Source organism: Stenomitos rutilans (genome assembly GCF_059505485.1).
Genome location: NZ_JCACKR010000092.1, coordinates 13,761 through 28,715 on the forward strand (window position 1 = coordinate 13,761; position 14,955 = coordinate 28,715).

Genomic DNA, 14,955 nt, shown 5'->3' on the forward strand with positions numbered 1-14,955 from the left:
GCTGTTGCTGTAGGTGCAGTCGGGTTTGGTATTTACAAACTATTGCAGCCGAAGCCCAAAAACAAGATCTCACAGCCGAAACTCAAAAGCCTGAAGATGTAGAACCGGAACCTGAAATCACAAAGCCTGAAGATGTAGAACCAAAGCCTGAAGATGTAGAACTAAAACTTGAAGATGCGGAGACTGTAGCCGAAACTCAAAAGCCTGAAGATGTAGAACCGGAGCCTTGAGATAGTTAAAGTGATTAGCTACAAAAGTGAAGTAGGGGACAGTAACTTAAAAAGGAGTTGTTCTGCTACCTCTCCGATTTTTAAAGCGATAAGCTACTTGCATAAAAATATTGCTTATGGAGTTAATTCGCGACTACCAGACGTTGCTTCCGCCTTGGTTACCGCCAGCGTGCCGATTTCAGCCAACGTGTTCGCAGTATGCGCTGGAAGCGGTCGATCGCTGTGGTACGTCACACGGCAGGTGGTTACTTGTTTGGTGCTTTTGTCGCGATCGTCCGTTGCATTCTAGTGGCTAATCTTCAGTTAACAATCGCTCCAGCAGGCTTGGTGCAACCCAAAAGCCAACCTCCCTCAACTGTGCAAAGGTTGTCTCTAAATCCAGTAAGTTGCTTCTGGCAGCACTTTTTACAATACCTAGAAGTCCAATCACAGTTAATCCTCGTTCTCGTGCCATTTGTCTTGCGGCTTTGTCGTCCAAAATTACCAAATCAGCTTTCAACTGCTCGGCAAGTAAAATTGCCTCTCGCTCACCGGGATCGAGCAGCTTCAATGCATCACTCTGAGGCAGCACAGCAACCTGTATCTGTAGCCAATTTGGAGGAACAGCAAGCCAATCTTTCACAACAGACGGTGTTTTAGGCGCGCTCAGTTCTTTTGCAACCGCTTGAGGAATGATGACAACTCCGTATAAAGCTTGGAGTACATCAATCTGGTTAATTAACCGCAAGTAGCAGAGCGGTGACGTATCAGAAACGACGATCACTGTGCTCTAAACGCTTTGAGAGTTTGCAGATCGCGGTCTAGTTCAGCTTCGTCGTAGTTCAGGTAAACCCCCATCTGCCTCAAAAAAGCGTGCGTTTCAAGGCGAGAAGGTAGTTGCAGTATCTGGCGCACTTCAGCAGTACTCACTTTTCCACAGCGGTAAGCATCCGCAATAATTACCTCCAGGAGCCGTCGGGAAAGAGTCCCCCCTCCTAGATCTAGTCGCTGGGCAACGTCATCTGGAATGTCAATTGTGACCTGCATAGAGCAATTTTCATCAGGTTTACGCTTGAATCTATCGTAGGCGATCGCAACTCAACAAGGCAGTCATGCAAACAGACCAGCGGTAGTCGGTTACTCTTCACCGCGATAAACTGGCAGTATGAAACTCTTATTGATAGGACTAATTCGCGGCTACAGGATGTTTCTTTCGCCGTGGTTGCCACCAGCGTGTCGGTTTCAACCAACGTGTTCGCAGTACGCGCTGGAAGCCGTCGATCGCTTTGGTGTTTTGCAAGGCAGTTGGTTAGCCACACGACGCATTTGTCGTTGTCATCCGTTCCACCCTGGCGGTTATGATCCTGTACCGTCAAAGGTTCAATCCGAGCATTTGGAAGGGGACAAGCCGTAACTAATGAAGCCCTATCAATCCACTGCGATCGTCGAGTGTGGTGAGCCGCTGCTGCCCATTCCTGACGCTTTCTTTGCGTTGGTATCGCCTCATCCGTATGAAAGTCTGTGCGCGCCCTATGGCAACAAGTCGCCTTTTTACTTACGTGAAGGGGTTATTAAAGGTTTGATAGAAGCTCAAGCGCTTTTGCAGAAGGAGCGTTCGGGCTGGCGGATTCAGGTCTTTGATGCCTATCGCCCGATCGCCGTCCAGCAATTTATGGTGAACTATACGCTGCAAGAAGTTGCCCTGGCAAAAGGTTTGCAGGTCGAGCATCTCACTGAATCGCAGCGCGAAACGCTTTTGCAACTGGTCTACGAGTTTTGGGCAGCGCCAAGCCATGATCCAGCTACGCCGCCGCCTCACAGTACGGGTGGTGCAGTGGATATCACGCTCGTTAATGGGAACGGTCAGACGATCCGCATGGGTTCGCCTATTGATGAAATGTCGCCGCGATCCTACCCAGATCACTTTGCTGTTAGTGATGATCCGAGCAGTCGCCTCTACCATCACCACCGACAACTGCTGCGATCGATTATGCTTGCCGCTGGTTTTCAACAACATCCCAACGAATGGTGGCATTTTTGCTTAGGAGATCAAATGTGGGCATGGCTGACGAAGCAAGTGGCGCGGTATGGAGCGGTGGTGGAGGGGTAAAGATAAAGGGCAAAAGGTAAAAGGCTGAAGGTAGAAGGCTGAAGGCTAAAACGCCGACTGCTAGACGCTTAAAGCAACTTAAAGCTCTTACCCTACACCCCATACCCTATACTCACTCCCCCACCCCCTCTATCGATACCCTGCGGCTTGCAGCGAAAACAGTTGGGCATACCGTCCGTTCAATCGCACCAGTGCCTCGTGAGTGCCATGCTCAACGATTTTGCCTTCCTGAAGTACCATAATTTGGTCTGCCATCCGCACGGTAGAGAAGCGGTGGGAAATGAGGATCGCCATCTGGGTCTGTGTCATCGCGCGAAAGTGGTCGAAAATGCGGACTTCGGCTTCGGCATCCATCGCGGATGTGGGTTCGTCCAGCACCAGAATATCGGCCTTCGATCGCATAAACGCGCGCGAAAGGGCGATCTTTTGCCACTGTCCGCCTGATAGCTCACGACCACTTTTGAACCAGCGTCCAAGCTGCGTGTGGTAGCTCTCTGGCAAGGTTTCAATGAAGGGTTGGGCAGTGCCTTTGTAAGCGGCATCGTGCCAGCGGGCTTCATCCTCCAGATAAGCAACATCCCCTGCGCCAATGTTTTCGCCAACTGTAAATTGGTAGCGCACGAAGTTCTGAAAAATCACGCCGATGCGTTGCTGGAGTGCATCTCGATCCCACTCGCGCAGGTCTAACCCATCCAAAAGAATGCGTCCACTGTCGGGTGTATACAGCCGGGTCAGTAGCTTGATCAGCGTCGTTTTGCCAGAACCGTTTTCACCCACGATCGCCAGTTTTTCGCCCGGTTTCAAATGCAGCGAGATGTTTTGCAGCGCAGGCTGAGTGCTACCGGGATAGCCAAAGCTGACGTACTCAAAACGCAGCCCGTCACCGGGTAACAGTCCTTGTGTAGCCTGCCCGATGGATCTGGGAATAGGCTGTTCCAGGTATTCGTAGAGATTTGAAAGGTACAGACTGTCTTCGTACATGCCCCCGATCGCACTCAGCACGGAAGCAAACGTCGCCTGCCCTTGCCGAAACACCACCAGATACATCGTCAGGTCGCCAAGAGAAATGGTGCCTGCGATCGCTTCCAGCACAATCCACACATAGGCTGTATAGAAGGCAAGGGTACTCAAGAGTCCCAAAAAGTAGCTCCACAGCCCGCGCCGAATGGTCAAGTCTCGGTCTTCACCATAGAGCTGACGGAAGATGGCACGGTAGCGGCGCAACAACATGGGACCCAGTTGATACAGCTTGACCTCCATCGCCGCTGTATCGTTCGACAACAGCCATTCCAGGTAGTTCTGCTGCCGCGTTTCGGGAGCACGCCAGCGGAAGAGGCGAAACGCTTCTCCAGCAAAGCGCGTCTCGGCAATAAAGGCAGGAATCGCAGCCACCATCAGCACCAGCACCGCCCACGCCGAAAAGTGCAGCAGTAAACCACCATAGGCCAGCAGCGAAAGGGTGTCTTGTACTAAGCCAAACGTGCGATTGACCAGACTCAGTGGGCGACTGGAGGCTTCTCGCCGTGCCCGTGCCATTTTGTCGTAAAACTCTGAATCCTCGAAGTGCGAAATATCAAGGGTCAACGCTTTTTCTAAAATCAGCACATTAACCTTGTGCCCCAGCAAAGCGCGTAACAGCGATTGGCACAGCGCCAAGCCTTGCTTACAACCTGCCTGTAGCGCAATCAGCCCTGCTTCAATGCCTAAAAACATCAAGGTGTGCCACCGATCGCTCACCAAGCCCGATCGCGCCGCCTGTACGACCCCATCCACAATCAGCTTGCCCACATAGGCGATCGCCCCCGGCAACAAGCCCGCAATCAAGGTGAGAACGATTAGAGCAATGGTAAGTGCGCGATTGGTTGTCCAAACCAGGGCGATCGCGCGCCCGCAATATTGATACATCGACAACGACTGCCGTAAACTCTGCCAGCGCTGTCTCAGCCGATTTTGTTGAAAATTCCTCATACTACTACGATAGCTTTTGGCAATCAGGGTTAGGGGAAACCGGGCGGCAGAGGAGGCAGGGCAAGCAAGGGAGGCAGGGCAAGCAAGGGAGGCAGGGGAAGGCTGCCTACTGAACGTTAACCACAAAACGCTTGAATACATCGTGCCTTGGCCTTTGGCATCCCAGCAAGAGGACGTGTTCTTTGCAGGACGAGTACAACTCAAAGTTCCCCGCTCCCCCTGCTCCCTCCGCCTTCATCCCTCTCCTCACAACCGCGTCTGCACAATCTGAGCAAACGTCTCACGGTTGTCTTTTAAGCTGCGGGGAGTGCCCTGCGGATAGGTTTGAGTGATCAGCGTTTGTAAGCGTTTGACGCGGTTATCGGGGCTGGGGTGAGTGCTAAAAAAGGCGGCTGGCTGACTGTTCTGACGTGCAGCACTGAGCATTTGCATGAGTTGCACAATGCCCTGGGGATCGTAGCCTGCCTCGGTCATAAAGCGTAAGCCCAGCCGATCGCCCTCCAATTCATCGTCACGTCCATAGCGAAGACTCACTAGCTGATTGATGGCTTGCTTGAGTGCCTCTTCTTGTTGTTCGCTTTTCTCGGTTGCCTTTGCGGCTGCATCAATAGCAGTGCCCAAGATGGGACTGAAGGACTGTTTCGCTAAATGCTCTGCCCCATGACGCGCAACCACGTGCCCTACTTCATGACCTAGCACGGCTGCCAGTTGTGCTTCTGAGGTTAACCGCTTGAGCAGCGCCACGGTTAAAAAAACCTGCCCTCCTGGCAGTGCCACGGCGTTGATGGTTTGAGTATCGTGCAGCAGATGAAACTCAAAGGGATAGGGAGTTTTAGAGGCGGACGATCGCGCAACGACCTGCTGACCAACCTGGCTCACATACTGCTGTAGCAGCGTATCTGGATGAAGGCCACCATACTGAGCCGCCATTTGCCGTTTTGCCCGCCGCCCCAGAAAGATTTCCTGCTGCGCTGAAAGCTGCACGTGTTGATTTTCGCCTGTCAACAGGTTTCCAGAGGTATTGCTGCAATAGGTGATCAACCCAAAGAGCACGATCGCAAGTACAATCCCAAGCCGAACCAGTGACTTCACAGCGCTAGCCTTCAGTGACGCAGATAAAATTAAAGGATAGCGGAGTCTTGTGGTTCGTATGAAACACGGCAGATGAACACAGCAAGAAGAGTGACTTCGTTTACCCCTCACGCTTGAACAGTCTCAAGCTCAGGGTCTAAAGTTTAGAGTCTAACCTTCAAATCAGGTACTTATGAGTACTCCGGTTGTATCAGCGGCATGGCTTTTTGAGCATCTTAACGATCCGCACGTGGCGATCGCCGACTGTCGCTTCTCTCTCATGCAGCCAGCATTGGGACGTGAGCAGTACCAGGCAGGCCACATTCCAGGAGCCGTTTATCTGGACTTGAACCAGGATCTTTCTAATCCTGTTGGTGAACATGGGGGACGGCATCCGTTGCCAGATGTGGCTCAATTATCCAAAAAGCTTTCAGCAATGGGCGTTGACTCAACACCAGAAGCACAAACGCTGGTGGTTGCTTACGACGACTCACGACTCGCGTTTGCGTCGCGGTTATGGTGGCTTTTGCGCTACCTGGGGCACGATCGCGTCACCGTCCTTGATGGTGGTTTCGCGGGCTGGAAGGCCGTAGGATATTCCGTAACGCAAGCTGTTTCCGCCCCAAAAGCCGGAGCCTTTGTGCCGCAATTGCGCTCAGACCTGGTAGTAGGAATTGGCGATGTCAAAACGCGGAAAGCTTCACCTGAAGTCATGCTGGTCGATTCTCGTGAAGCCGAACGGTACCGGGGTGATCACGAACCCATCGACCCGATCGCAGGCCATATCCCCGGAGCTGTTAATTACCCCTGGCAAGGAGTAACGGATGCAGACGGCTATGTGCTTCCAGTCGAGACCCAGCGTCACCGATGGCACGATCTCGAAGCAGCGCACGAACTTCTGGTCTACTGCGGTTCTGGCGTAACGGCCTGTGTGAATTTACTCTCTCTAGAGCTAGCAGACATTCATACGGGCAAACTCTATGCCGGAAGCTGGAGCGACTGGTGTTCGTATGAGGAAGACTAAAGTTCGTATGAGGAAGACTAAAGTTCGTATGAGGAAGACTAGAGGATGAGGGATGAAGGCAGAAGGCTAAAGGCCAAAAGCTGACCGCTGACCGCTTGATTAACTCAAAACTTTTTATCCTTCATACATAACTTCATCCCTTATCCTTTCTCTTTCGAGAGCATATCGATCGCATCCCCTAATGCCGTTGTCAACCCTTTGCGTGTCTGTGCGTGGTTCGCTTGCTCTAGCTTGAGGGCTTGCGCCAGGCGATCGCGTTCCGTCAATGCTTCAAGGAGCTTTTGCTGAAGCGCTGTCACCGTTTGCAGCTTTTCAACTTCGGCTTGAATGGCTGATGCATCAGTCGGGATGCCTTCCTCTAATGGCAACGTTCCCTTAAGCTGCTGGAGTTCTTGCGTCAGGTCAGCGATCGTTTGCCGTGTGCGTGCGGCTTCTTGCCGTCTTTGTTGAGCTTCAGTTTCATACAGCCGCTGCCAATTGGCTGCACTGGTATACGCCTGCTCACGGTCTTGCTGGGCCTCTGCCAACTGCTGCCGCAACGCTTTAATCTCAGTCAACCACTGGCTTACGTCGTGGGTCATCAGCACCGACTCCTTATGCGATGGTAGAGAGTGTAGCGGACTGGCGAGAGAAATTCTATAGCAATGGGGGTGAGGAGAGGGAGAGAAAGTTTTGAGTTTTAAGTTTTGAGTTCATTCAGCCTTTAGCCTTCATCCCTCATCACTTCATCCTTACTCCTCCAACTCGATCGCCCCCAACGCCTCGTATGCCTCCTCAACGAGCGATCGACCGCGTAAAAAGCCAATATTCGCTCCGGGGCAAACCCATTGCAGGGTTTCTGGCTGGAACTGATGCAAAAGCTTTTGCACACTTTTAAGCTGCCTGCGCCAGTGGAAGGTCTTGGGCGTTTTGAGGGGCAGCAGGTTGCCTTGAGGATTGGGCAACAAGTGGCGACCCGAAAACAACACGCCTCCGTAGCCGCTGTAATAAAGACAAGAGGAGCCAGGAGAGTGTCCAGGAGTCCAAAGCCCCTGACTTTGTGGTGTTAAGACCAGGGTTTGTGCAAACGGAGCGACCGTCAACCCTGGGAGCAAGTAGGCTTCCTGTTCTTGCATCACAATCTCACAGCCAAAAGCTTGTTGAATCGCCCTCGCCTGCCCAATGCCGCCACGGTGGGTGAGAAAGAGGATGTGAACGCCTCCCTGGGCTTGTAAAAAGTCCTGGGTGGTGTCATTCCAGGCAGGGCAGTCTACAAGAATGTTGACGGACTCAACGAGCAAATAAGCCGTTCCGCCTAGGGTATCCCGATTGGGTGGAAACGCGAAAATGGCCGCGCGATCGTCCGACTGGTGCAACAGCCGACGCGGTTGTTTAGCCGCAGCAGTGGGCTGGCTTGGCGCTAGTTGAGACGGGCTTGGCAAAGCGGACTGAGGGTAATCTGAAGACACAGGCAAGTAAGGGCGAAGGAAAACGCTTGTGGAACCCGATCGCGCGATCGATCTGACTGAAAAGCCGTTTCGTTGACTTAAATCACAACTGACTCAGAAAGCAGACGCTTTAAGCACTCAGGCCGTTTTAGCATTTAGGCTGCATCCACAGCGGAGTTAGCGTTCAAACCACACGCAGTTCCAAAGCTACAAAGTTCTCAAGCAAACGATGCAGCACATTGACTCCATCGTAGTTCACCTGGGTGAGTATAAAGGCGCTGTAGTACCCTGCATCACTTACCCTTAAAAATCTCAGCGTATCTCAGCCTTTACAGCCTTTGATCAGTGCATCATGTGGCAGAACTCCTTTAGGATGGCTATAGAGCTGTGCATTTCTGTCTGTTCGCTTTTAAACTAGATGAGTTCTGGCGGAGGAGTCTGCTGAATCAAGTTTCTGGATGTCGGTGAAGAAAATTTGAGCGGCACGTAAGCAAGCACAACGGAGATTGTTATGATGCTTTCTTTGTGCCCTACGGTTCACCGTATTCATTTAACCGCTTGGCATTGTTTCAGGTCTTACGTTCTTCCAGCCCAATGAGGCTAGGCACATGAATCCGTTAATCTTGCTGTTTCTGTTGGGGCTAATCACGTACTTTATTGTGCAGCGTGTGGCAAGCGTCACGCGATCGCCCGTTTGGTTGCTCTGGCTAGTGGCGATGGCTCCAGCGATCGTGTCAAGCGGTTGGGTCTTGGCAAAAGGGAAACCCATGCCATCGCAGACCATCCTTATTTTGTCGGGGGTTTGCCTGCTAGTGTACTGGTTTCTCATTCAGCGCAATCGTATTTCACCCCCCCCAGTCAATTCAACCGCAACAGAAGGACAAGAACCACCAGCAGAACTGCCGAAAGAGGCGGTCAGCCTCCCAGCCAGCCCACGACCGATCGACAAGGCAGAAGAAACCAGCCTGCAAAACTGCTTTCCCTGGTCAATTTACTATCTGCAAAACGTCGAATATCGGCCACAAGCCGTGATCTGCCGTGGACAGCTACGCAGCAAGCCAGAGGTCGCCTATCAAACCATTCAGGAGAATGTGGCGGAAGCCTTTGGCGATCGCTTCTACCTGGTGTTTCAGGAGGGTGTCAACCAGAAGCCGTTCTTTGTACTGGTGCCAAACCCACACGCCCAGGCAGCAGCAGATACGGCGGCGCTACCTGATGCCAAGCCACGCAAGGAACCGATCAGTCGCCCCTTTTTGGCGATCGGCTTATTCATTGCCACTTTTTTCACCACCACGCTGGCATGGCTGGATTTAGAAAAAAAAGCAGTCCAGCTTTCACTGACGACATTGGCAACAGGACTGCCCTATGCCTTAGCGCTGATGGCAATTTTGGGCATTCATGAGTTAGGGCATTACCTTACGGCTCGTCGGTACCGCATTAAGGCGACGTTGCCTTACTTCATTCCCGTCATTCCCATTCCGCTGTTTCCCTTTGGCACGTTTGGCGCGTTTATTCAAATTCGATCGCCCATTCCCAATCGTCGTGCCTTATTTGATGTGGGTATCGCCGGGCCGATCGCGGGGTTTGTAGTCACCTTGCCCTTGTTGCTGTGGGGCTTGGCTCATTCAGATGTTGTACGGCTGCCTGAAAAGTTCGAGGTATTTAACTTTCAGGCACTTGACCCCAGCTTTTCAATCTTGCTAGCGCTGCTCAGCAAATTAGCACTGGGGAGTGCTCTGACAGATGGCTTTGGCATTCATCTTCATCCGGTTGCAGTTGCTGGCTTCCTGGGTCTGGTCGTGACAGCGTTTAATTTGATGCCAGTGGGTCAATTAGACGGTGGTCACATTGTCCATGCTATGTTTGGGCAGCGTGCTGGGGCCGCGATCGGACAGATTGCCCGTTTATTGCTGCTCACGCTCTCTCTCGTCCAGCCGCATTTGCTGGTTTGGGCCATCCTTCTATTTTTGATGCCTGCTACCGATGAACCCGCGCTGAATGATGTGACGGAATTAGATAACCGCCGTGATTTGTGGGGCATTTTAGCGCTGGGGCTGCTGTTGCTGATCATTCTGCCCATGCCAGCCGTGCTGACATCCCTGCTGCATCTTTAGGCTTGAGAAGAGAGGCACGGTTTGAGCGCAAGCAAGACAGCAGGATGCCAGGTCTTGAAGGTTGAAACAGCATCAGTCCACAAACAAAACCAATTTCTGCCCACGCTCTAGAACGAAGTGCAGCGCAGATACGGCATAATGGGAGGGTTTTCTAATGCTCAAGAAACGCTGGACAACGCTTGATTCACAGTCAGCGTCACTCGCTAAACTGAACCCAAGACTTCTTAGTTGAGGGGGAAAGTAAATGGGAAAAGGATGCAAACCAAGTCTTTCCCTTTACCCAAACAGTACCGAGATCAAATCTATCATCCTTACTTCAGCAACTTTCCACCTGCCATGCGAACCCATTACTGCGGTCAACTCCGAGCCGAACACATTGGAGAGACAGTGAGCCTTTGCGGCTGGGTCGATCGCCGTCGCGATCATGGCGGCGTCATTTTTGTAGATTTGCGCGATCGCAGCGGCATTGTGCAAATTGTCAGCGATCCCGAACGCACCCCTGGTTCATACCAGCAGGCAGGCGATTTGCGAAACGAATACGTTGTGCAAATTTCCGGTCGCGTCACGAAGCGTCCTGATGATTCACTCAATCCGCGTTTGGGCACAGGCGAGGTCGAAATCTACGCCGATCACATCGAAATTCTCAACGCCGTGCGCAAGCAACTGCCCTTTCAGGTCTCTACCGCTGAAACGGAAACGGTGCGTGAAGAGTTGCGCCTCAAGTATCGCTACCTTGATCTGCGGCGCGAACGCATGAGCCAGAACTTGCAACTGCGCCATGCGTTGAATCGAACCATTCGCCGCTATCTAGAAGACGTAGAAGGCTTTACCGAAGTCGAAACGCCGATTTTGACGCGATCGACGCCCGAAGGTGCCCGCGATTATCTGGTTCCTTCAAGAGTTAACGCGGGTGAATGGTACGCGCTCCCGCAATCACCGCAGTTGTTCAAGCAACTATTAATGGTGGCAGGGTGCGATCGCTATTATCAAATCGCCCGTTGCTTTCGGGATGAGGATTTGAGGGCCGATCGTCAGCCCGAATTTACTCAACTCGACATGGAAATGAGCTTCATGTCGCAAGAAGAAATTTTGAACCTCAACGAAGGCTTAGTCTGCCATCTGCTCAAAACCCTCAAAGGCATTGAGATTCCTCGTCCCTTTCCCCACCTCACCTACGCCGAGGCAATGGATCGCTACGGTTCCGATAAGCCTGATACCCGGTTTGATCTCGAATTGGTGGATGTCTCGGATGTCGTGAAAGATTCTGGCTTCAAGGTGTTTGCCGATTCGGTGTCTAAAGGTGGCATCGTCAAAATTCTGCCCATTCCCGGCGGCAACGACCTGGTTTCTAATGTGCGGATCAAGCCCGGTGGTGACTTGTTTAAAGAAGCGACTGAGACAGGTGCAAGAGGCTTGGCATATATTCGCGTGCGGGATGATGGCGAGATCGACACGATCGGAGCCATCAAAGACAACCTCACCGATGCTCAAAAGCAAGAAATCTTGACTCGTACAGGTGCAAAAGCCGGACACCTGCTGCTGTTTGGTGCGGGTGATACCGCAACGGTCAATAAAACGCTCGATCGCCTCCGTCAAGTCGTCGGTCGCGAACTGAATCTCATCGATGCCAACAAAATCAATCTCTTGTGGGTCACAGATTTCCCCATGTTTGAGTGGAACGCTGACGAAAAGCGTCTCGAAGCACTCCACCATCCCTTTACCGCACCTAACCTCGACGACCTCGATGACCTGAAAACCGCTCGCGCTCAGGCATACGATCTTGTATACAACGGTTTTGAGGTGGGCGGCGGCAGTGTGCGAATTCATCAATCCGACATTCAAGCCCAGGTCTTTGAACTGATTGGCCTATCTGAAGAAGAAGCGCACAATAAGTTCGGCTTTTTGCTCGAAGCCTTTGAGTACGGTGCCCCACCCCACGGTGGCATAGCCTACGGACTCGATCGCTGGGCGATGCTGCTCAGTGGCGAAGAATCCATCCGCGACGCGATCGCTTTCCCCAAAACGCAACAGGCTCGGTGTTTGCTCACAGGCGCACCCTCCAGCGTTGATGGCAAACAACTCAAGGAACTCCACGTTGCCTCTACGCACAAGCCCAAGCCAGCCACGCAGAATTAACGGTTTTGCTGTCATGTTTAAATAGAGTTAGAGCGATCGCGCCTCACGTTGCTTTAAGGAGGTTAGATGCAGTCAGAGCTTACCTTACATCTGGATGCCGAGTTAATCGCTAAGGTCGAACGCTGGGCAGAAGCGCGTAACTTGACACTCTCTGATGCCATTGCGACCCTGCTTAAGCAGCTACCGGATCAAGACCAACCACTAAAGCTGACTCCCTGGACGCAGCAACTGGTTGGGGTACTAGCGAACGTGGAAGATCCCAATAGAGAAAATGCCTTACAAGAGGAGTACGTAGACTACTTAGAGGATAAGTACCAGTGAAACGGGTACTGTTTGACACTGATGTGCTGTTGGATGTGTTTCTGCAACGACACCCCTACTTCACGTCTTCCGCGATCGCTCTCGATACAGTGGGGCAAGGCAAAATCGAAGGCTATATTGCTGCCCATGCCGTGACAAATCTGTTTTACCTGCTCAAACGGCAGTTGGGACGTGACCAGACCCGCAGCCTTCTGGCGACATTGCTGTCAAAAGTGCATATTGCTGCTGTGACGGATGCGGTTGTTCGAGAAGCGCTGGCAAGCTCATTCACCGATTTTGAGGACGCGGTTGTCCATGCGGCGGCTAGAAGTATTGGTGTCGAAGCCATCGTCACTCGAAACATTCAAGACTTCCGTTCAGGAACAATCCCAGCAGTGTTACCGGAAGTTTTCTTAGCAACGTTCAACTAAGTGAGAGAAGCCCATCTCCTAGCACACGCATTAGATGCATTCTCTTTGCGATCGAACGTTTGCTCCAATCGAACAAGAGGGGTTTTCGATCGACTGTTCCCTTTTGTAGAATCGTGGGGATCTACAAGCAGATGGTGCATCCTTCAACCGCCGAAGGTTAAGTGCAGCCGAAATGGTACGTCACAGTTAATTTTTCTGAGACAAGTCCCTTATCTTTAACTAATACATGGAAACGCTTGACTTGCTGCGATCGGGTCAGCTTGAGGGGACGAAAAAACTCAACCTTTCCTGCGGCTTAACTCAATTTCCAGCCGAAATTTTTGCGCTGGCAGATTCGTTAGAAGTGTTGGAACTCTCAAACAACCAGTTCAAAACCCTGCCAGACGAGTTTGGGCAGTTGAAAAAACTCAAAATTGTGTTCTTCAACAACAATGAATTTGAAGAAATACCAGCGGTGCTGTCACAATGTCCTGCACTCTCGATGGTTGGCTTTAAGGCGAATAAAATCAAGCATTTCGGTGCCGATGCCCTCCCACCGACCGTCCGTTGGCTTATTCTGACGAATAATCGACTTGAGCAACTACCGGCTTCGATCGGCACGTTTAGCCGTCTGCAAAAGCTCATGCTGGCAGGCAACCAACTGCGATCGCTCCCCAATGAAATGGCAGACTGCCTGAATCTAGAGCTGATCCGCCTGGCAGCAAACCGTCTCACGGTGTTACCTGACTGGTTGTTTCGGCTACCGCGTCTCTCCTGGCTAGCCTATGCAGGAAACCCGTGCTGTAAGGTGGAACCTCCGGTTGAGCGATCGCTCCCAGAGATTCGCTGGACGGATCTAAAGATAGGAGACATCCTGGGGCAAGGGGCTTCGGGCGTGATCTCGAAGGGTGTCTGGGTCATCAAGCAACCGGAAGCACAGCCGCCACACACAAAAGACGTTGCCATCAAAGTCTTCAAAGGGGAAATGACCAGCGACGGGTTGCCAGCGGATGAAATGCGGGCGTGTATCGCGGCTGGAACGCATAACAATCTGGTACGTGTGCTGGGCAAGCTGACCGACAACCCTGAAGCCAAAGCCGGACTGGTGTTTTCCTTCATCCCGCCTGACTACAAAAATCTGGGCGAACCACCCGATCTCGATACCTGCACCCGCGATACCTATCCAGCCAATCCCGCATTCTCTCTAGCCGTCATTCTACGCATCGCGCAGGGAATTGCGGCAGCGGCGGCTCACCTCCACGATCGCGGTATTATGCATGGCGACCTCTACGCTCACAATATTTTGGTCAATGAAACGGGCGCGAGTCTGCTGGGAGACTTCGGAGCCGCGTCTTTTTACAATACGACCGATCTCCCGATCGCTCAGGCAATGGAATGGTTGGAGGTCAGAGCCTTTGGCTGTTTGCTGGAGGATTTGTTAGACCATTGTGCGCTGGAGGACGGCACTGTTCAAAAAGAAACCTTCGATCGCCTGCGTGCCCTACAACAAGACTGCATGACTCCCACGCCTTCCACGCGCCCTCTGTTCAGCGACATCTGCGATCGCTTAGACGCTTTAAGTGCAGCCGTTATTACTGCCTAAAGTCTCCCAGAAGACCAAGGCTAAGTAATCGCGGCTTTTTGGCGAGTGGGGCGTTTGTGATCGGATTTTTTCTTCAAACCTATAGCTTAGTCTTCTGGCGGGGTGATCTGTTGCGAACCATGTAGCACTGCCAGAATGTCGATTTGCTCAGGTCTGATGTAATAAACGATCCGGTAGGAGCCTTCAATGACTTCACGAATTTGCTCGGTGGCGAACTCTGACACCACTCGCCAGACAACGGAAAGGTAGCGATCTGCTGCGATCGCCTGGTTAAGCGGTCAATCGTTCTCTCAGCGTATTTGGGCGAGTTTTGAGCAATGTAAGAGTAGATGGTTGAAAGATGCTGCACAGCCGTCTCTGTCCAAAAAACGTTCACTCCGAGAGTCCAAACTGCTTACGAACGTCCTCAATCGATAACACTCGACCCGCGTTGCTATCAGCTAATCCCGCTTCAATGGCTTGCCGCACATAAATTTCTTGCATCAGATCGTCCCAGGTCGAATTTTCTGGTAGTTGATCAATCAGACGGTGTGCTTCGTCTTTAATGCTGCGAGTTTCCATAAGCTGCGTTTGAGTAAGCTAG

Annotated in this window: 16 protein-coding genes and 1 pseudogene; 9 read left to right on the forward strand and 8 right to left on the reverse strand. The window is 52.0% G+C overall.

The genetic code is table 11. From position 1 onward, the window contains the following. The first annotated feature begins 346 nt into the window (after positions 1–346). Entirely contained in the window at positions 347–526 is a 180-nt protein-coding gene (gene yidD, locus AC5JLP_RS18565; protein ID WP_496069426.1) for a membrane protein insertion efficiency factor YidD, read from the forward strand. Here yidD (AC5JLP_RS18565) and AC5JLP_RS18570 read toward each other — a convergent pair. Continuing rightward, complete coding sequence (locus tag AC5JLP_RS18570) at positions 523–993, reverse strand: PIN domain-containing protein (protein WP_496069427.1); 471 nt, start codon at positions 991–993, stop codon at positions 523–525. The genes yidD (AC5JLP_RS18565) and AC5JLP_RS18570 overlap by 4 nt on opposite strands. After that, positions 990–1,256 carry a UPF0175 family protein gene (locus AC5JLP_RS18575; protein WP_496069428.1) on the reverse strand — a complete coding sequence of 89 codons (267 nt, stop codon included), beginning with the start codon at positions 1,254–1,256 and terminating at the stop codon, positions 990–992. Before AC5JLP_RS18575 ends, AC5JLP_RS18570 begins: the two co-directional genes overlap by 4 nt. 118 nt (positions 1,257–1,374) lie before the next feature. Here AC5JLP_RS18575 and yidD (AC5JLP_RS18580) point away from each other — a divergent pair, with 118 nt between their 5' ends. Together yidD (AC5JLP_RS18580) and AC5JLP_RS18585 are read left to right on the forward strand one after the other, a co-directional pair. Next, on the forward strand, positions 1,375–1,623 hold the full coding sequence (gene yidD / locus AC5JLP_RS18580) for a membrane protein insertion efficiency factor YidD (protein ID WP_496069429.1): 249 nt from the start codon (positions 1,375–1,377) through the stop codon (positions 1,621–1,623). Positions 1,624–1,626: 3 nt separating this feature from the next. Then, positions 1,627–2,319 carry a M15 family metallopeptidase gene (locus AC5JLP_RS18585; protein WP_496069430.1) on the forward strand — a complete coding sequence of 231 codons (693 nt, stop codon included), beginning with the start codon at positions 1,627–1,629 and terminating at the stop codon, positions 2,317–2,319. Positions 2,320–2,448: 129 nt separating this feature from the next. Here AC5JLP_RS18585 and AC5JLP_RS18590 read toward each other — a convergent pair whose 3' ends face one another. Together AC5JLP_RS18590 and AC5JLP_RS18595 are read right to left on the reverse strand one after the other, a co-directional pair. Next, a complete protein-coding gene (locus tag AC5JLP_RS18590; protein ID WP_496069431.1) occupies positions 2,449–4,287 on the reverse strand; it encodes an ABC transporter ATP-binding protein in 1,839 nt (612 codons plus the stop codon). A 246-nt stretch (positions 4,288–4,533) separates the two neighbouring features. Then, positions 4,534–5,379 carry a M48 family metalloprotease gene (locus tag AC5JLP_RS18595; protein WP_496069432.1) on the reverse strand — a complete coding sequence of 282 codons (846 nt, stop codon included), beginning with the start codon at positions 5,377–5,379 and terminating at the stop codon, positions 4,534–4,536. A gap of 172 nt (positions 5,380–5,551) precedes the next feature. On the opposite strand from AC5JLP_RS18595, the gene AC5JLP_RS18600 reads away from it, so the two are divergent. Then, positions 5,552–6,382 (forward strand): sulfurtransferase, encoded by an 831-nt coding sequence (locus AC5JLP_RS18600; RefSeq protein WP_496069433.1) that lies wholly within the window; start codon positions 5,552–5,554, stop codon positions 6,380–6,382. 140 nt (positions 6,383–6,522) lie between these two features. Here AC5JLP_RS18600 and AC5JLP_RS18605 read toward each other — a convergent pair whose 3' ends face one another. Beyond that, positions 6,523–6,963, reverse strand: a complete 441-nt coding sequence (locus AC5JLP_RS18605; protein WP_496069434.1) for a hypothetical protein — start codon at positions 6,961–6,963, stop codon at positions 6,523–6,525. A 150-nt stretch (positions 6,964–7,113) separates the two neighbouring features. After that, a complete protein-coding gene (locus AC5JLP_RS18610; protein ID WP_496069435.1) occupies positions 7,114–7,830 on the reverse strand; it encodes an MBL fold metallo-hydrolase in 717 nt (238 codons plus the stop codon). A gap of 587 nt (positions 7,831–8,417) precedes the next feature. Here AC5JLP_RS18610 and AC5JLP_RS18615 point away from each other — a divergent pair. The 5 genes from AC5JLP_RS18615 (at position 8,418) to AC5JLP_RS18635 (ending at position 14,372) form a co-directional block, all read left to right on the forward strand. Next, on the forward strand, positions 8,418–9,923 hold the full coding sequence (locus tag AC5JLP_RS18615) for a site-2 protease family protein (protein WP_496069436.1): 1,506 nt from the start codon (positions 8,418–8,420) through the stop codon (positions 9,921–9,923). 255 nt (positions 9,924–10,178) lie between these two features. Then, complete coding sequence (gene aspS, locus AC5JLP_RS18620) at positions 10,179–12,059, forward strand: aspartate--tRNA ligase (RefSeq protein ID WP_496069437.1); 1,881 nt, start codon at positions 10,179–10,181, stop codon at positions 12,057–12,059. A 66-nt stretch (positions 12,060–12,125) separates the two neighbouring features. After that, positions 12,126–12,380, forward strand: coding sequence for a DUF6364 family protein (locus AC5JLP_RS18625; RefSeq protein WP_496069438.1), 255 nt, complete (start codon positions 12,126–12,128; stop codon positions 12,378–12,380). Further along, positions 12,377–12,790: a PIN domain-containing protein gene (locus AC5JLP_RS18630; RefSeq protein ID WP_496069439.1), complete on the forward strand. Its 414-nt coding sequence runs from the start codon at positions 12,377–12,379 to the stop codon at positions 12,788–12,790. The genes AC5JLP_RS18625 and AC5JLP_RS18630 overlap by 4 nt, the downstream gene beginning before the upstream one ends. A 226-nt stretch (positions 12,791–13,016) precedes the next feature. Continuing rightward, positions 13,017–14,372, forward strand: coding sequence for a leucine-rich repeat-containing protein kinase family protein (locus AC5JLP_RS18635; protein WP_496069440.1), 1,356 nt, complete (start codon positions 13,017–13,019; stop codon positions 14,370–14,372). A gap of 86 nt (positions 14,373–14,458) precedes the next feature. Here AC5JLP_RS18635 and AC5JLP_RS18640 read toward each other — a convergent pair. Together AC5JLP_RS18640 and AC5JLP_RS18645 are read right to left on the reverse strand one after the other, a co-directional pair. Next, a pseudogene (locus tag AC5JLP_RS18640) lies at positions 14,459–14,748 on the reverse strand (type II toxin-antitoxin system RelE/ParE family toxin). After that, positions 14,745–14,933 (reverse strand): hypothetical protein, encoded by a 189-nt coding sequence (locus AC5JLP_RS18645; RefSeq protein ID WP_496069441.1) that lies wholly within the window; start codon positions 14,931–14,933, stop codon positions 14,745–14,747. Before AC5JLP_RS18645 ends, AC5JLP_RS18640 begins: the two are co-directional and overlap by 4 nt. Positions 14,934–14,955: the final 22 nt, after the last annotated feature.

Excerpts from the sequence above, each read along its gene's own strand:
- AC5JLP_RS18635 (WP_496069440.1), top strand. The coding sequence starts at position 13,017 with ATGGAAACGCTTGACTTGCTGCGATCGGGTCAGCTTGAGGGGACGAAA.
- AC5JLP_RS18605 (WP_496069434.1), bottom strand. The coding sequence starts at position 6,963 with ATGACCCACGACGTAAGCCAGTGGTTGACTGAGATTAAAGCGTTGCGG.
- AC5JLP_RS18575 (WP_496069428.1), bottom strand. The coding sequence starts at position 1,256 with ATGCAGGTCACAATTGACATTCCAGATGACGTTGCCCAGCGACTAGAT.
- aspS (WP_496069437.1), top strand. The coding sequence starts at position 10,179 with ATGCAAACCAAGTCTTTCCCTTTACCCAAACAGTACCGAGATCAAATC.
- AC5JLP_RS18600 (WP_496069433.1), top strand. The coding sequence starts at position 5,552 with ATGAGTACTCCGGTTGTATCAGCGGCATGGCTTTTTGAGCATCTTAAC.
- yidD (WP_496069426.1), top strand. The coding sequence starts at position 347 with ATGGAGTTAATTCGCGACTACCAGACGTTGCTTCCGCCTTGGTTACCG.
- AC5JLP_RS18645 (WP_496069441.1), bottom strand. The coding sequence starts at position 14,933 with ATGGAAACTCGCAGCATTAAAGACGAAGCACACCGTCTGATTGATCAA.
- yidD (WP_496069429.1), top strand. The coding sequence starts at position 1,375 with ATGAAACTCTTATTGATAGGACTAATTCGCGGCTACAGGATGTTTCTT.
- AC5JLP_RS18590 (WP_496069431.1), bottom strand. The coding sequence starts at position 4,287 with ATGAGGAATTTTCAACAAAATCGGCTGAGACAGCGCTGGCAGAGTTTA.
- AC5JLP_RS18585 (WP_496069430.1), top strand. The coding sequence starts at position 1,627 with ATGAAGCCCTATCAATCCACTGCGATCGTCGAGTGTGGTGAGCCGCTG.
- AC5JLP_RS18625 (WP_496069438.1), top strand. The coding sequence starts at position 12,126 with ATGCAGTCAGAGCTTACCTTACATCTGGATGCCGAGTTAATCGCTAAG.
- AC5JLP_RS18615 (WP_496069436.1), top strand. The coding sequence starts at position 8,418 with ATGAATCCGTTAATCTTGCTGTTTCTGTTGGGGCTAATCACGTACTTT.